The following is a 14,313-nucleotide window of genomic DNA, read 5'->3' on the forward strand; positions in this document are numbered from 1 at the left end:
GACGGGCCGGGTCTGGAAAGGCACCGCCTTCGGCGGCGCGCGGGGCCGGACGGACGTGCCGAAGATCGTCGACTGGTACATGGACGGCAAGATCGAGATCGACAGCATGATCACCCACATCCTGCCCCTGGAGAAGATCAACGAGGGCTTCGACCTGATGCACGCCGGCAAGTCGATCCGGGCGGTGGTGGTGTACTGACGCGAGGCCGCAAAAGCCAAGGCGTGGCCATACTTTAGGTTGAAAACCCCGGGGCCGCTGTTGACCCAAAAGCGAACCGGCAACCTAATGAAAAAAGGAAAATCGAAGCGGCAATTCAATGTCGCCCGTCTTGAAGACAGCGAGCCAGACCCTTCTGGCCCGACCGTTCCTGGTTTCCCGTTTTCAGTCAATCGGCCGACCACAACTGGCCATCGGAGGAGGCACCATGAAGACCATCGGCACCTTGTCCATCGCGCTGTTGCTGGGGATGTCCGTTTCGGCATCCGCCAACGACAGCGTGACGGAAGCGATAGAGAATACCAAACAATGGGCGATCCAGACCGGGGACTATGCCAACACCCGGTATTCGGAACTGGCCCAGATCAACAAGGACAACGTGAAGGACCTGCGGGTCGCCTGGACCTTCTCGACCGGCGTTCTGCGGGGGCACGAAGGCTCGCCCCTGGTGATCGGGGACATCATGTATGTCCACACGCCGTTCCCGAACGTGGTCTATGCGCTGGACCTGGCGAATGACGGCAAGATCCTGTGGCGCTATGAGCCGAAGCAGAACCCCGACGTGATCGCGGTCATGTGCTGCGACACGGTGTATCGGGGGCTGGCCTATGCCGACGGCAAGGTCTTCCTGCACCAGGCCGATACGACGCTGATTGCGCTGGATGCCAAGACCGGCGAAGTGAAATGGCAGGTGGTCAACGGCGACCCGACCAAGGGCGAGACCAACACCGCCACCGTGCTGCCGGTGAAGGACAAGCTTCTGGTCGGCATCTCGGGCGGCGAGTTCGGGGTGCAGGGCCACGTCACCGCCTACAGCATCGAGACCGGCGAGCAGATGTGGCGCGCCTATTCCGTTGGCTCGGACGACCAGCTGCTGGTCGACCCGGAAAAGACCACCCATCTGGGCAAGCCGATCGGCAAGGACAGCTCGATCAGCAGCTGGGAGGGGGATCAGTGGAAGATCGGCGGCGGCACGACCTGGGGCTGGTATTCCTATGACCCCGAGTTGAACCTGGTCTATTACGGGACGGGCAACCCCTCGACCTGGAACCCGAAGCAGCGGCCGGGCGACAACAAGTGGTCGATGACCATCTTTGCCCGCGACGTTGATACGGGCATGGCGAAATGGGTCTACCAGATGACCCCGCATGACGAATGGGACTTCGACGGGGTCAACGAGATGATCCTGACGGATCAGGAGATGGACGGCCAGATGCGCAAGCTTCTGACCCACTTCGACCGCAACGGCATCGCCTATACGCTGGACCGCGAAACGGGTGAGTTGCTGGTGGCCGAGAAGTATGACCCAACGGTGAACTGGACCACGGGTGTCGACATGGACCCGGCGTCCGAGACCTATGGCCGGCCCTCGGTCGTGGCGCAATATTCGACCGAGCAGAACGGCGAGGATACCAATACCACCGGCGTCTGCCCGGCGGCCCTGGGCACCAAGGACCAGCAGCCGGCGGCCTACAGCCCCAAGACCAACCTGTTCTATGTGCCGACCAACCACGTCTGCATGGACTATGAGCCGTTCAAGGTCAGCTATGCGGCGGGCCAGCCCTATGTCGGAGCGACGCTGTCGATGTATCCGGCCCCCGGCAGCCATGGCGGCATGGGCAACTTCCTGGCCTGGGACAATCTGACGGGCGAGATCAAGTGGTCGCTGCCCGAGCAGTTCTCGGTCTGGTCGGGTGCCTTGGCCACCGCAGGGGACATCGTGTTCTACGGCACGCTGGAGGGCTATCTGAAGGCGATCGACGCCTCGACCGGGGAAGAGCTTTACCGCTTCAAGACCCCATCGGGCATCATCGGCAACGTGATGACCTATGAGCATGGCGGCAAGCAGTACATCGGCGTCCTTTCGGGGGTAGGCGGCTGGGCCGGGATCGGTCTGGCGGCGGGCCTGACCAACCCGACCGAGGGGCTTGGTGCTGTGGGCGGCTATGCGGCGCTGTCCGACTACACCGCGCTGGGCGGTCAGCTGACCGTGTTCGAGCTGCCGGACTGACCCAAACAGGACCGACCGGGCCGCCATGCTTCTGCCGAGGCGTGGCGGCCCTGCGTCCGTGCGCAAGGTGACGCGATGAAGGAGCGCTGCAATATGCCGAAAACCAATCTTTTCAGTGCCATCGGGGTGTTCGCCCTGGTCGCGCTGCCGCTGCAGGCACAGGAAACCGATCCGAACCTGGTGGCCGACCATGAGGAAAACGGGCGCTGGATGACGGCAGAGGATGTCCCGACCTACAAGATCGAAGCGGATGGCACGGTGGACTGGGCCACCTTCTCGGGGTTCCGGCGCTATCACGCGGAATGCCATGTCTGCCATGGCCCGGACGGCGAGGGGTCGACCTATGCGCCGGCGCTGAAGAACTCGGCGCTGACGATGGACTATTACGACTTCATCGGGGTCGTGGCCGAGGGGCGGCAGAAGGTCGGGGCCGGGCAGAACTCGGTCATGCCCTCGTTCGGCACCAACCCGAATGTCATGTGCTATCTGGACGACATCTACACCTACCTCAAGGCGCGGGGGGCGGATGCGGTCCCGCGCGGGCGGCCCGCGAAACGCGCGGAGAAAAGCGCCGAGGTTGCCGCGGACGAAGAGTCCTGCATGGGGGGATGAGATGCGTATGCTTGCCCTGGTCCTTGCCCTGACGCCACCGGTCGCGGCGGCGCAGACGGCGGACCTGGTCTCCTCGACCGCGTTCCGGGTCTGCGCCGACCCGGCGAACCTGCCGCTGTCCGGCCGCGAAACCCCCGGCTTCGAGAACGAGATCGCGGCGTTGCTGGCCGACCGGATGGACCGGCCGCTGGAGACGACCTGGTTCCCGATGGGGCCCGGGTTCATCCGCAAGACGCTGCGGGCCGGGGTCTGCGACGTGGTGATCGGCTATGCCCAGGGCGACGAATTGGTGCAGAACACCAATCATTACTACACCTCGGTCTATGTGCTGGTGACGCGCAGCGGTGATGCGCTGGCCAAGGTCGAGACCTTGACTGACCCCGCCTTGCAGGGCCAGCGGATCGGCATCGTCGCGGGAACGCCCCCGGCCTCGCATGTGGCGCAGAATGGCTTGATGGCGCTGGCAAAGCCCTATCCGCTGATCGTGGACCGACGGATTCTGGACCCGGCGGGGGAGATGCTGGCCGATCTGCAATCGGGCGAAATCGACGCGGCAATCCTGTGGGGGCCGATCGGAGGGCCTTTGGTGAAGGGCAATCCGGGGCTGACGGTGACGCCGCTGTTGCGGGAAACCGACAGCCCCAGGCTGTTCTATCGGATCACGATGGGCGTGCGCCCCAGCGACCAGGACTGGAAGCGCGAGTTGAACTCGCTGATCCGGCGCAATCGGGTTGAGATCGAGGGCATCCTGACCAAGGCGGGTGTGCCGTTGGTGAATGACCAGGGAACCGCGTTGCTGGAGGCCGCGCCATGAGGCTGGCGCTGGTCCTGGCTATGCTGGCGGGTGCCGCCCTTGCCCAGGCTCCGCCCGAGCCGGAGGGCTATCGCGGCCCGCCCTATGCGGCCCCGGTTCCCGAAACCCTGACTGGGGCGACGGTGGTGGATACCGCCACGGCGGCCGCGCTGCATCGCGAGGGGAAGGCGGTATTCATCGACGTGATGCCGCGCGACGTGCGGCCTGCGGACCTGCCGGAAGGCACGATCTGGCGGGACACGCCACGCGACAGTATGCCGGGGGCGATCTGGCTGCCGAACACCGGGTTCCAGGCTTTGTCGCCGAAGGAGGACGCCTATCTGCGCGCGGGGTTGGACCAGGCGACCCAGGGCGACCTTGATCGGCCCATCGTCATCTTCTGCCGCGCGGACTGCTGGATGTCCTGGAACGTCGCCAAACGCGCGCTGGAGGTCGGCTATACCGAGGTCATCTGGTACCCGGATGGTCCCGAGGGCTGGGTGACGCTGCCCGAAAACCCGCCTTTGCAGAGGGTCGAGCCCTTCGAGGACCCATAACCGCCTAGTTCATGCGGAAGATCAGGTTGCGCAGCAGGTAGCTGAACCCGCGCTGCCAGCTTTCGTCGGTGTTGCCGCGAATGTCGACGGTTCCCGCCCTTAGCGTCTTGCCGGTCCCGGCATCGCGCAGGTTCAGTTGCAGGCTGAGGATCAGGTTGGAAATCTTTCGCACCTCGCCCGTCAGCGCATATTCCGCCCCAAGCTTGGCCGCCATGGCGGTGTCACAGCCGTTGCAGTCGGCAGGGTTGGAGATGGTCTGCAGCTGGTCGACGACGGGGTCGATTGGCACCAGGGTGAACCCGCGCGCAACCATGTCCTTGGCGACGAGGTCTGTGGCCATCTCGGTCCGGGTCGCCTCGTCCGGGCGGGCGCCGTTGATCGCGCCTTCGGTGGACAGGTCGATGAAGCGCAGTCCGAAGAATGCCACGCTGCCGGGGGCAGGGGCGTCCTGCGCGGGGGCAGGGCTGGCCCAGAGAAGCAGGGCGAGGGCTGCGAGGGCGGCTTTCATTGCAGCAGGATGCGGGGCGCGGTCCGGCCCCGCAATCCGCCGGAAGAATGAATTCGCTGCGGGACACTCAACCTTTTGGCTGAATTGACGCTTCCCGCGACCCTGTGGCCCAATCAATCGGGGGGTGACCTATGCGGATCATCGCAGCGATCAGCCTGATGGGGCTTCTGGCACCGGCCCTGGCAGAGGCCGAGACGCTGATACGGGCCGCCGTCCTGCGGGTGGATGAGGCGGGACTGCCGCCGATCTCACGGCTTGACCTGCCGCCTGACGACCTTGGTCTGGCCGGGGCGCGGCTGGGCACCGAGGACAATGCCACCACCGGCAGTTTCATGGGCCAGACTTTCGAGACCGTCGAGCTTACGGCCACGCCCGAGACGGCCGCCGCGACGCTGGAAGAGGCGCTGAGCGGGGGTGCGGGGTTCGTGGTCCTGCTGGCCGACGATGCCACGACGCTGGCCTTGGCCGATCTGGCGGGGGACCGGGCGCTGGTTCTGAACGCGGGGGCGCGGGGGGATGGCCTGCGCGGCAAGGACTGCCGGGCCAATGTGGTGCATGTGGCCCCCAGCCACGCCATGCTGGCCGATGCGCTGGCGCAGTTCCTGGCCTGGAAGAAGTGGGACGAGTGGTTTCTGATCTTCGGCAGCCACCCCGACGATGCCGATCTGGCGGCGGCCTTCCGCACCGCGGCCACCAAGTTCGGGGCCGAGATTGTCGAGGAACGCGTCCTTGAGGATACCGGCGGCGCGCGGCGCACCGATACGGGGCATGTGCAGGTCCAGAAACAGATGCCGGTCTTTACCCAGGGGGCCGAGGACCACGACATCCTGATCGCCGCCGACGAGGCCGGGATCTTCGCCGAATACCTGCCGTACCAGACCTGGGAGGCCCGGCCCGTTGCGGGCTCGGCCGGTCTGGTGCCGCGCAGCTGGCATCCGGCGCTGGAGGCCTGGGGCGCGACCCAGTTCCAGAACCGGTTCGAAGCGATGGCCGGCCGCCCGATGCGCGAAGAGGATTACCAGGCCTGGCTTGCGGTGCGGATCATCGGCGAGGCGGCGACGCGGACGCAGTCGGGCGATCCCGCCGTCTTGCGCGCGCACATCCTGTCACCCGAGTTCGAAGTCGCTGGCTTCAAGGGCCAGAAGCTGACCCTTCGCGACTGGGACCATCAGCTGCGCCAGCCGATCCTGCTGACGACGGGGGCGCTGACTGTATCCGTGTCGCCGCAGGATGCCTTTCTGCACCAGGTGTCCCAACTGGACACGCTGGGCAAGGACCGCCCCGAGACTGACTGCAGCTTCCAATGATGAGGTTTGACATGCGTGCTTTCGCCCTGTCCCTGACGGTGACCCTTGCCGCCTTTCCCGCCTTTGCGAACAAGGTCTACATCAGCAACGAGAAGGGCAACGACATTACCGTCCTGGACAGCGAGACGCTGGAGGTGATCGCGACCTTCCCCGCCGGGAACCGGCCGCGCGGCATCACCATCTCGCCCGACGGGAAAGAGCTGTATGTCTGCGCCTCGGACGACGACACGGTGCGGGTGTTCGAGACCGAGACCTATACCGAGACGCATACGCTACCGTCTGGTCCCGACCCGGAGCTGTTCGTGCTGCATCCCAGCGGCAACCCGCTCTATATCGCGAACGAGGATGACAACCTGGTCACCATCGTCGACGTGGTGACGCACCGGGTACTGGCCGAGGTCCCGGTGGGGGTCGAGCCGGAGGGGATGGCGATCTCGCCCGATGGGGCCTTTGTGGTGAACACCTCCGAAACCACCAACATGGCGCATTTCATCGATACCGCGACATCGCAGATCGTGGCGAATGTGCTGGTGGACCAGCGCCCGCGCTATGCGCAGTTCACATCGGACGGGAAGCTTCTGTTCGTGACGGCCGAGATCGGCGGGACGGTGGCGGTGGTCGATGTGGCCACCAAGGAGGTCATCCACAAGATCGGTTTCGAGATCCCAGGCGTCCTGCCCGAGGCGATCCAGCCGGTCGGGCTGAAGATCACGCAGGATGGGTCCAGGATCTATGTCGCGCTGGGGCCGGCGAACCGGGTGGCGGTGATCGACGGGGCGACGTTCGAGGTGATGGATTACCTGCTGGTCGGCCAGCGGGTCTGGCAGCTGGCCTTCACGCCGGACGAGCGTTTCTTGTTCACCACCAACGGCAATTCCAACGATGTGTCGGTGATCGACGTGGCTGCGGGCGAGGTCATCCGCTCGGTTCCTGTGGGTCAACAGCCCTGGGGCATCGTGGTGGCCCCCGACTGAAAGGAGCGTCGCATGGAAAGCCCGGCGCTGGAGGTTCAGGGGGTTGGTCACGCCTTTGGCCACGTCGTGGCGCTGCGTGACGTGGACCTTGTGGTGCCGCGTGGGCGGTTCGTGGCGCTTCTGGGGGTGAACGGGGCGGGCAAGACGACGCTGTTTTCGCTGATCACCCGGCTTTACGACAATACCAGCGGGGTGATCCGGGTCGCGGGGCATGACCTGCGGCGCGCTCCCGGCAAGGCACTGGCGCGGCTTGGGGTGGTGTTTCAGACGCGCGCCTTGGACAGCGACCTGACGGTCACGCAGAACCTGGCCTATCACGCCGCGCTGCACGGGATCGGCCGGGCGACGGCGCGGGCGCGGATTGCCGAGGTTCTGGCGCAGGTCGATCTGGCCGACAAGGCCGGGATGCGCGTCGCGGCCCTGTCCGGCGGCCAGCAACGCCGGGCCGAGATCGCGCGCGCGCTGATCAACCGGCCGGACCTTCTGCTTCTGGACGAGGCGACCACGGGTCTTGATGTCCGCTCGCGCCGCGAGGTGCTGGCGCTGGTCCGGGGGCTGACGGCGGGTGGGGTGTCGGTCCTGTGGGCCACGCATATCCTGGACGAGATCGACGCGGAGGATGACGTCTACATCCTGCATCAGGGGGCGGTTCTTGCGCATGGCATCGCGCGCGACCTGGCCGGGGCCGAGGGGTTGACGCGTGCCTTCCTGGCGCTGACCGGGGCAGAGGCATGACCGGCTGGCGGGCCTGGACCATCGTCTTTCGCGGCATCGTCTGGCGCGAGGCCCTGCGCTTCGTCAATCAGCGCGGGCGGTTTGTTGCGGCGCTGGTCCGGCCGCTGGTCTGGCTGTTCATCTTCGCGGCAGGGTTTCGCGCCGTGCTGGGGCTGTCGATCACGCCGCCCTATCAGACCTATGTCCTGTACGAGGTCTACGTCACCCCCGGTCTTTGCGCGATGATCCAGCTGTTCAACGGGATGCAATCGTCGCTGTCGATGGTCTACGACCGGGAAACCGGCGCGATGCGGACCCTGCTGGTCAGCCCCGCGCCGCGCTGGTTTCTCCTGCTGTCCAAGCTGATGGCGGGGGTCTTTGTCTCGATCCTGCAGGTCTATGCCTTTCTGGCGATTGCCTGGGCCTGGGACGTGCGCCCCCCGGCACTGGGCTATCTGGCGGTGGTTCCGGCGCTGGTCCTGTCGGGGCTGATGCTGGGGGCGCTGGGTCTGTTCGTGTCGTCCACCATCCGGCAACTGGAGAATTTCGCGGGGGTGATGAACTTCCTGATCTTCCCGATGTTTTTCGCCTCGTCCGCGCTTTACCCGTTGTGGCGCATGAAGGAATCCAGCGAGCTTCTGTACTGGATCTGCGCGCTGAACCCCTTCACCCATGCGGTCGAGCTGATCCGCTTTGCGCTTTACCTTCAGTTCGACCCGACTTCGTTCCTGGTCACTCTGGGCGGCTTTGCGGTGTTCTTTGCGGCCGCCGTCTTCATGTACGACCCCGCCAAGGGCCTTTGGGGCCGCCGGAAAGGACAAGCCGCATGAAACGCCTTCTGATCGCCGCCCTTCTGCTGACGACGCCAGCCCTGGCCGAAGGTTCGGGCGACCCGACCTGGCCCTGCATCCAGCGCAAGCAGCCGCATCTGTCGATCGGCCAGCTTTGGCCCGGCCCGCCCCCAGATGCGGCGGCCGCACACCTTGCGCAGCGCCCCGACATCGCGGCGCTGGCGCAGGTGTTGGAGCAGCGCCGCCTGCCGATGGACGAGGCCGAGGTGCAGATCGCGGCCTTTGCCAAGGGGGCCAGTGCTGCGGAACTGACCGCGCTGTTCGTTGCGGTGTTCGACCGGATCGACGCCTATCGCAGCCGCATCATGGCCGGCGTCGCCCGCTATGCCGAGAAGCAGACCGCGCTGAGCGACCAGATCGAGGCGCGGCGGGCCGAGATGGCGCGGCTGTCGGCAGCCGCGGCCCCCGATTTCGACAAGATCGACGCCGAGGAGGAGCGGCTGGACTGGGATGTCCGCATCTTCACCGACCGGCAGGCGCAACTGACCTATGTCTGCGAAACCCCGGTGATCCTGGAGCAACGCGCCTTCGCGTTGGGGCGCGCGATTGCGGCGCATCTGGCTACTCCCACTCCAGTTCCTTGAAGGCGGCGATGGCGTTGCGGGCGTTGATTTCGTCAAAGCCCTGCCAATCGCCGCGCTGGTCGGTGCCGACATGGGTTGCGGCCTCGCTCATCGCCTCGCCCGCGATGATGGCGGCGCGGGTCTGGTCGGCCAGTGCCGCAAGGTAGGCGCGCAGGGGGGCCGTGCCCTGGTCCCAAGGCAAGGACACCGGGCCGTGGCCGGGCACGATCCGCTGCGGCGGGGGATCGGGCGGCTGGGACAGCCAGGCCAGCCAGCCGGTCAGCGAGCCATCGAGCGAGGGGGTCAGCCCGGCAAAGACCAGATCGCCGGTGAACAGGGTGCCGCTTTCCAGGTGCAACACGGTCAGGTCGTTGTCGGTATGGGCCGTGGCCACCGGGTCAAGCCGCAGGGTTGCGCCGCCTAGGGTGATCTCTTGCCGTGCGGCCAGGGTAATGTCCGGCGGGATCGCCCGTGTCCCCAGCATCGCCAGCGCGCCCGTCTGGCGGGGGATGCTTTCGGCCCAGGTCCCGGCCCGGCGGTCCAGGGCGGAGGGGAGGTTGTGATGGGCGATGATCGTGGCGCCGGCCTCGGAAAAGACCTCGGCGCCGAAGATGTGGTCGGGGTGCATGTGGGTCAGGATCACATGGCTGATCGGCTGGTCGGTGATCTGGCGGATCGCGGCGTAAAGCCGTTCGCCGATGGCGCGGCTGCCGCCGGGGTCGATCACGGCCACGGTGTCGCCGATCACGACCCCAAGGTTGGCGATGTCACCGCCGTTGGCCGCCGACAGGGGCTGGGCCTGGCCGGCATGGGCCAGGACTCCGGGCGCAATTTCGGCCAGGTCAAGTGCGGGCAGGTTGCCCGTCGGACGGCAGGTCCAGGAACCGATCACAAGGTCCGGGTGCAGGTCGGCCCAGGCGGCGATGCGGGCGCTGGCACCATTCGTGCAATCGGTTTCCGCAAGAGGTTCGGGCGTGGGCAGCAGGCGGTCGGCGCAGACGGTGGGGGCGGTCACAAGGCAGGCGGTGACGACCAGATGGTACATGGCGGGCCTCCTTCAGGGTAGTCTAGCGCATCGGCGGGGCAGGGGGGATCATCCGAAAGTACGACTGGTCCCGAGGGCGGGATTCGTGCGGTAGTGGGGTGGGAGGAAGCGCCATGCCGCATGTGTTTCCGGCCGTCCTTGCCGCCATCCTGCTGTGCCCCGCGCCCGTGCTGGCGCAGGACAATCCGCTGGTGGAAAGCCCCGCCTGGGAGGAGTTGAAGGGCCTGGTGCCCAGCGGCGAGACCGCCACCGAGAACTCCGGCGTTCTGCTTCTGGACGCGCCAAGCCGCGCCAGCGATCCGGCCTTTGTCCCGGTCCATCTGACTCAACCGCCCGGCGCCCCGGCGATCCGGGCGCTGACGGTGGTGATCGACGAGAACCCCGCGCCGGTCGCCGCCGAGATCACGCTTGGCCCGGCAATGCTGCCCCTGGACATGGAGTTGCGGCTGCGGGTGAATGCCTATTCCAACGTCCGCGCCATCGCCGTGACCGACACGGCCAGCGTGCTGGCGGGGCGCCATGTCAAGGCAAGCGGCGGGTGTGCTGCCCCTGCGTCCAAGGACCTGGAGGCGCTGCGGGCCGAGATGGGGCAGATGCGGTTCCAGATCCTGTCCTCGGAACCCGAAGGCACGAAGATGCGCCACACCGCAAAGCTGATGCTGCGGCATCCGAACACCACCGGGTTCCAGCGCGATCAGGTGACGCTGCTGAACATCCCGGCGCATTTTGTCGATGTGCTGGAGGTCCGGCAGGGCGATGACCTGCTGTTCAAGATCACGGCGGGCATCTCGATTTCTGAGGACCCGGTCTTTCAGTTCCGCTTTCTGGACAACGGGGCCGAGGAGATCACGGTTCATGCCGAGGATACCGACGGCAATGTCTTTGACCAAAGCTTTCCCATGACCGGGCTTTAGCCGTCCAGCGTGGCCGGGCTGCCTGACAGGGTCAGAACCTGCGCCCTCAGGCGTGCGGCTTCGGTCGGGTCATGCGTGACGAAGATCAGCGAGACCCCGGCCCGATCCAGCAATGCTGCGGTCAGGTCCAGCATCCGCCCGGCGGTGTCGGCATCCAGCGAGGCGAAGGGTTCGTCCATCAGAAGGGTCGTGGGGGAGGGCGCAAAGGCGCGCGCCAGGGCCAGCCGCCGCTGCTGTCCAAGCGAAAGCTGGCGGGGGTAAAGAGCGTCTTTCCCGGCCAGGCCGACCTCGGCCAAAAGGGCGCGGGCCAAGTCGGGCGCGACCTGGGTGGGCAGGGTGATGTTCTCCAGCGCCGTGCGCCAAGGCAGGAGGGTCGGTTCCTGAAAGACGACCGTGGTGCGGCCGGGTTCGGTCACGGTCCCGTCGAACGCGTGGTCCAGTCCCGCCACGATGCGCAGGAAGGTGGTCTTGCCAATCCCCGAAGGCCCCAGGATAGCCACACGCTGTCCCTGGGTCAGCGTCAGCCGGATCGGCCCGAGGACCGGGCGACCGGCGAAGGACTTGGCGCGGATGTCAATGTCCATCCTGCCTCCACCGCCCGGCATGACGTTCCAACGGCCGCAGGACAAGGTATTCGATCACCAGCATGACCAGAATGAAGGTGAAGGCATAGGCCAGGATATGCGCCACCCGGAACATCGAGAAATTGAGGTGGATCTGGAACCCGACGCCGCTGGACCGGCCCAGGAATTCGACCACCAGCACGATCTTCCAGATCAGCGACAGGCCCGCCCGCGCCGCCCCGGCGATATAGGGGGCCATCTGCGGCAGGACGACATGGCGCAACCGGGCGCCGGTGGGCATACGGAAGATGCGCGCCAGGTCGTCGAGGTCGGGGCGCAGGGCGCGGGCCCCCTCGCGCACCATCACGGTGACAAGGGGGACCTTGTTGATGACGACGGCGGCGACGGCGGCGACCTCGTTCAGGCCGATCCAGATGTAACACAGGACCGTGACCACCAGCGCGGGCATGTTGACCAGGATCACCAGCCAGGGGTTCAGCCAGCGGTCGGTCCCGTGGCTGCGGCCCAGCACCAGGCCAAGGGCCACGCCGATGCCCATGGCCACGACGAAGGCGGCAACGACCCTTAGCAGGGTGATGCCGGTGTTCGTCAGAAGGCGGCCGGACGCGGCTTCATCGGCCAGCACCGTCCAGACCCGCAGCGGGCCGGGCATGGTCGTGGGTTCGGCCACGATCGCCGCGACGATCGCCCACAAAGCCAGGAAGGCGCCCAGCGACAGGACCACCGGAAGGCTTGCCGATGCGCGCCCGATTTGTGCGGGGCTAGTCACCTTTGTAGAACACGCCTTCGGGCAGTTCCTTGACCTTGCCCAGCAGTTCCTCTCCGCCAAGTTCGACCATCAGGGCAAAGACCTTGGCGGCGTTCGCTTCGTCGACCGGGGCGTCGGCGGGAACCCCCTGCCGCCAGCCTTCGCGCAGGGCGGCGAATTCGGCGTCGTCCTCGGCGTTCATGATCGGGCGCAGGCGCTGCCAGGCTGCGTCGTCGGTCAGCAGCAGGTCCTTGGCCGCACGAGAGGCCCGCTTCAGCGCGGCGGCGAGTTCCGGTTTCTCCTGCACCAGTTCGTCGTCCATCACATAGCCCAGAAGCGGCGTGGCCGGGTCCAGGCCCAGGGCCGTGGCGGCCTCGGCCACGGTGATCAGTTCCCGCATGCCGTGGACCTTCATCTTGGCCAGGAAGTTCCAGAAGTTGATGACGCCGTCGACCTCGCCCGAAAGGCCGGCCTCGTAGATCATCGGAGGGGCGCCGAAAACCTGTTCGGTGACGGTGGCCAGATCCTCGCCGGTTTCCTGCCGGGCATAGGCGCGCAGGATCAGCCAGCTTTTGTCCACCGGCCCGCCGGCGATGCCGATCTTCTTGCCTTTCAGGTCCGCCAGCGTCTGTGCCGGGCTGTCCTGGGGGACAAGAAGGGCACCGACGGCGGTGGAGAAGGGAATAAAGACGTAATTCTTGCCCTCGGCCCGCTGCTGCGCGACCCAAAGCCAGTCGGACACGATTGCATCGACCTCGCCCCCGGCAAGGGCGATCTGGGTCGCGGGGTTGCCCGCAAGCTCGGTGATCTTCAGGTCGAACCCTTCGGCCTTGTCCAGACCGTAGTGCTGGATGGTGTCCAACTCCCACCGCACGGTGCCGGAGGCCAGGGTGCCGACAGTCAACTCCTCGGCCCGGGCGGCAGGGGCCAGCGACAGGGCAGCAACAAGCGCCGCAGCGCCCATGCGGAAGCGGTCAAGCATTTTGATACTCCTGATTTTCTCAACCATGCCACGGTGGGGGCGATCCGTAAATCAACCCAAAGTAGGAGATACCTGCCGGAAAAAACCTGACATGATCGGGCTTTGGAGACTTTCGGAAAACAACCGGAAGCAGAGGAACCCGCGGCGCTGGCACGGCGTTGGTTCTGATCCGCGCAGCGGTCCGGGCGCGGTATGGGAGGAGAACATGCGGCACCAGATCGTGGTCGAACCCTGCGGTTCGGCAAGCGGCGTCATGATGAAGGTCGATGACCTTCTGATCGTCGATGACCATCCGCTGATGTGCGAGGCGCTGACGATTACCCTGCGCGTCGCCTTCGGCTTGCGGCAGGCCCAGTGCGAGCGGAACCTGGCCGCAGCAATCCAGCGGCTGAAATGCGGCAAGTTGCCCGACGCGATCCTGCTGGACCTGAACCTGCCGGACGCCAAAGGGTCCGAGGGGATGGTGACCCTGGCCCGTGTGGCCGCGGGCGTGCCCATCGCGGTGATTTCGGCCAACGAGGACCCGGCGATGATCAGTGCGGTCATGGCGGCCGGGGCGCAGGGCTATATCAGCAAATCGCTAAGCCGCGAGGCGATGTGTGCGGCGCTGCGGCGGGTCTGGTCGGGCGAGAAGGTGACACCGGAGGGCTATGACCCGGACGACGCCCCGCAGCACCTGGCGCTGCCGGACATGGAGGAAATCGCGCATCGTTTCGCGTCGCTGACCCACCAGCAGTCGCGCATCCTGCGGCAGATCTGCCTTGGCAAGGCGAACAAGGAAATCTCTTACGCGCTGAACATCTCGGAGGCGACCGTGAAGACCCACATCGCGGCGCTGATGGACAAGATCGGCGCGCGGCGGCGGACCCAGGTCGTGCTGCTTGCCAAGGCGATCAAGCTTTACGACTGCGACTGAGCAAACAGGGGGCCGGG

General features: G+C 66.3%; 16 protein-coding genes and 1 pseudogene. 12 read left to right on the top strand and 5 right to left on the bottom strand.

Annotation, left to right across the window (positions count from 1 at the left end):
• The 5 genes and pseudogenes from CXR42_RS00005 to CXR42_RS00025 all read left to right on the top strand — a co-directional run.
• Positions 1–199: pseudogene (locus CXR42_RS00005) on the top strand (S-(hydroxymethyl)glutathione dehydrogenase); the annotation flags it as partial.
• Between the two features lie 226 nt (positions 200–425).
• Positions 426–2,228, top strand: coding sequence for a lanthanide-dependent methanol dehydrogenase XoxF5 (xoxF5, locus tag CXR42_RS00010; protein WP_103255478.1), 1,803 nt, complete (start codon positions 426–428; stop codon positions 2,226–2,228).
• 93 nt (positions 2,229–2,321) lie between these two features.
• Positions 2,322–2,840: a c-type cytochrome, methanol metabolism-related gene (locus tag CXR42_RS00015; protein ID WP_219727912.1), complete on the top strand. Its 519-nt coding sequence runs from the start codon at positions 2,322–2,324 to the stop codon at positions 2,838–2,840.
• Position 2,841: 1 nt separating this feature from the next.
• Positions 2,842–3,654 carry a substrate-binding domain-containing protein gene (locus CXR42_RS00020; RefSeq protein WP_103255480.1) on the top strand — a complete coding sequence of 271 codons (813 nt, stop codon included), beginning with the start codon at positions 2,842–2,844 and terminating at the stop codon, positions 3,652–3,654.
• Positions 3,651–4,190, top strand: coding sequence for a PQQ-dependent catabolism-associated CXXCW motif protein (locus CXR42_RS00025; RefSeq protein WP_103255481.1), 540 nt, complete (start codon positions 3,651–3,653; stop codon positions 4,188–4,190). The genes CXR42_RS00020 and CXR42_RS00025 overlap by 4 nt, the downstream gene beginning before the upstream one ends.
• 4 nt (positions 4,191–4,194) lie before the next feature.
• Here the strand turns inward: CXR42_RS00025 and CXR42_RS00030 are convergent, their stop codons facing one another.
• Positions 4,195–4,698: a DUF3280 domain-containing protein gene (locus CXR42_RS00030; protein WP_103255482.1), complete on the bottom strand. Its 504-nt coding sequence runs from the start codon at positions 4,696–4,698 to the stop codon at positions 4,195–4,197.
• Positions 4,699–4,829: 131 nt separating this feature from the next.
• Here CXR42_RS00030 and CXR42_RS00035 point away from each other — a divergent pair, with 131 nt between their 5' ends.
• The 5 genes from CXR42_RS00035 to CXR42_RS00055 are packed head-to-tail and all read left to right on the top strand — an operon-like array spanning position 4,830 to position 9,128.
• Positions 4,830–6,005, top strand: a complete 1,176-nt coding sequence (locus CXR42_RS00035) for an ABC transporter substrate-binding protein (RefSeq protein ID WP_103255483.1) — start codon at positions 4,830–4,832, stop codon at positions 6,003–6,005.
• A gap of 11 nt (positions 6,006–6,016) precedes the next feature.
• Entirely contained in the window at positions 6,017–6,979 is a 963-nt protein-coding gene (locus CXR42_RS00040; RefSeq protein WP_103255484.1) for a YVTN family beta-propeller repeat protein, read from the top strand.
• 12 nt (positions 6,980–6,991) lie between these two features.
• Positions 6,992–7,714 carry an ATP-binding cassette domain-containing protein gene (locus CXR42_RS00045; RefSeq protein WP_103255485.1) on the top strand — a complete coding sequence of 241 codons (723 nt, stop codon included), beginning with the start codon at positions 6,992–6,994 and terminating at the stop codon, positions 7,712–7,714.
• Positions 7,711–8,523, top strand: coding sequence for an ABC transporter permease (locus CXR42_RS00050; RefSeq protein ID WP_103255486.1), 813 nt, complete (start codon positions 7,711–7,713; stop codon positions 8,521–8,523). The genes CXR42_RS00045 and CXR42_RS00050 overlap by 4 nt, the downstream gene beginning before the upstream one ends.
• A complete protein-coding gene (locus tag CXR42_RS00055; RefSeq protein WP_103255487.1) occupies positions 8,520–9,128 on the top strand; it encodes a hypothetical protein in 609 nt (202 codons plus the stop codon). The genes CXR42_RS00050 and CXR42_RS00055 overlap by 4 nt, the downstream gene beginning before the upstream one ends.
• Here CXR42_RS00055 and CXR42_RS00060 read toward each other — a convergent pair.
• Complete coding sequence (locus tag CXR42_RS00060) at positions 9,106–10,152, bottom strand: quinoprotein relay system zinc metallohydrolase 2 (RefSeq protein WP_103255488.1); 1,047 nt, start codon at positions 10,150–10,152, stop codon at positions 9,106–9,108. The two genes, CXR42_RS00055 and CXR42_RS00060, sit on opposite strands and share 23 nt — an antisense overlap.
• Before the next feature lie 113 nt (positions 10,153–10,265).
• Here CXR42_RS00060 and CXR42_RS00065 point away from each other — a divergent pair, with 113 nt between their 5' ends.
• Positions 10,266–11,066: a quinoprotein dehydrogenase-associated SoxYZ-like carrier gene (locus CXR42_RS00065; protein ID WP_103255489.1), complete on the top strand. Its 801-nt coding sequence runs from the start codon at positions 10,266–10,268 to the stop codon at positions 11,064–11,066.
• Here the strand turns inward: CXR42_RS00065 and CXR42_RS00070 are convergent.
• Genes CXR42_RS00070 through CXR42_RS00080 form a run of 3 tightly spaced genes read right to left on the bottom strand, consistent with a single transcriptional unit; the run spans position 11,063 to position 13,380 of the window.
• Positions 11,063–11,650, bottom strand: coding sequence for an ABC transporter ATP-binding protein (locus tag CXR42_RS00070; RefSeq protein ID WP_103255490.1), 588 nt, complete (start codon positions 11,648–11,650; stop codon positions 11,063–11,065). The genes CXR42_RS00065 and CXR42_RS00070 overlap by 4 nt on opposite strands.
• Entirely contained in the window at positions 11,640–12,419 is a 780-nt protein-coding gene (locus CXR42_RS00075) for an ABC transporter permease (RefSeq protein WP_245875307.1), read from the bottom strand. Before CXR42_RS00075 ends, CXR42_RS00070 begins: the two co-directional genes overlap by 11 nt.
• Entirely contained in the window at positions 12,412–13,380 is a 969-nt protein-coding gene (locus CXR42_RS00080; RefSeq protein WP_103255491.1) for an ABC transporter substrate-binding protein, read from the bottom strand. Before CXR42_RS00080 ends, CXR42_RS00075 begins: the two co-directional genes overlap by 8 nt.
• A gap of 205 nt (positions 13,381–13,585) precedes the next feature.
• Between CXR42_RS00080 and CXR42_RS00085 the strand changes: the two genes are divergently transcribed.
• Positions 13,586–14,296, top strand: coding sequence for a response regulator transcription factor (locus CXR42_RS00085; RefSeq protein WP_103255492.1), 711 nt, complete (start codon positions 13,586–13,588; stop codon positions 14,294–14,296).
• Positions 14,297–14,313 lie beyond the last annotated feature (17 nt).

It is taken from the genome of Tabrizicola aquatica (genome assembly GCF_002900975.1).
GTDB lineage: Bacteria > Pseudomonadota > Alphaproteobacteria > Rhodobacterales > Rhodobacteraceae > Tabrizicola > Tabrizicola aquatica.

What these genes read in the sequence shown, in the direction of transcription:
- xoxF5 (WP_103255478.1), top strand. Translation starts at nt 426, where the DNA reads ATGAAGACCATCGGCACCTTGTCCATCGCGCTGTTGCTGGGGATGTCC.
- CXR42_RS00015 (WP_219727912.1), top strand. Translation starts at nt 2,322, where the DNA reads ATGCCGAAAACCAATCTTTTCAGTGCCATCGGGGTGTTCGCCCTGGTC.
- CXR42_RS00020 (WP_103255480.1), top strand. Translation starts at nt 2,842, where the DNA reads ATGCGTATGCTTGCCCTGGTCCTTGCCCTGACGCCACCGGTCGCGGCG.
- CXR42_RS00025 (WP_103255481.1), top strand. Translation starts at nt 3,651, where the DNA reads ATGAGGCTGGCGCTGGTCCTGGCTATGCTGGCGGGTGCCGCCCTTGCC.
- CXR42_RS00030 (WP_103255482.1), bottom strand. Translation starts at nt 4,698, where the DNA reads ATGAAAGCCGCCCTCGCAGCCCTCGCCCTGCTTCTCTGGGCCAGCCCT.
- CXR42_RS00035 (WP_103255483.1), top strand. Translation starts at nt 4,830, where the DNA reads ATGCGGATCATCGCAGCGATCAGCCTGATGGGGCTTCTGGCACCGGCC.
- CXR42_RS00040 (WP_103255484.1), top strand. Translation starts at nt 6,017, where the DNA reads ATGCGTGCTTTCGCCCTGTCCCTGACGGTGACCCTTGCCGCCTTTCCC.
- CXR42_RS00045 (WP_103255485.1), top strand. Translation starts at nt 6,992, where the DNA reads ATGGAAAGCCCGGCGCTGGAGGTTCAGGGGGTTGGTCACGCCTTTGGC.
- CXR42_RS00050 (WP_103255486.1), top strand. Translation starts at nt 7,711, where the DNA reads ATGACCGGCTGGCGGGCCTGGACCATCGTCTTTCGCGGCATCGTCTGG.
- CXR42_RS00055 (WP_103255487.1), top strand. Translation starts at nt 8,520, where the DNA reads ATGAAACGCCTTCTGATCGCCGCCCTTCTGCTGACGACGCCAGCCCTG.
- CXR42_RS00060 (WP_103255488.1), bottom strand. Translation starts at nt 10,152, where the DNA reads ATGTACCATCTGGTCGTCACCGCCTGCCTTGTGACCGCCCCCACCGTC.
- CXR42_RS00065 (WP_103255489.1), top strand. Translation starts at nt 10,266, where the DNA reads ATGCCGCATGTGTTTCCGGCCGTCCTTGCCGCCATCCTGCTGTGCCCC.
- CXR42_RS00070 (WP_103255490.1), bottom strand. Translation starts at nt 11,650, where the DNA reads ATGGACATTGACATCCGCGCCAAGTCCTTCGCCGGTCGCCCGGTCCTC.
- CXR42_RS00080 (WP_103255491.1), bottom strand. Translation starts at nt 13,380, where the DNA reads ATGCTTGACCGCTTCCGCATGGGCGCTGCGGCGCTTGTTGCTGCCCTG.
- CXR42_RS00085 (WP_103255492.1), top strand. Translation starts at nt 13,586, where the DNA reads ATGCGGCACCAGATCGTGGTCGAACCCTGCGGTTCGGCAAGCGGCGTC.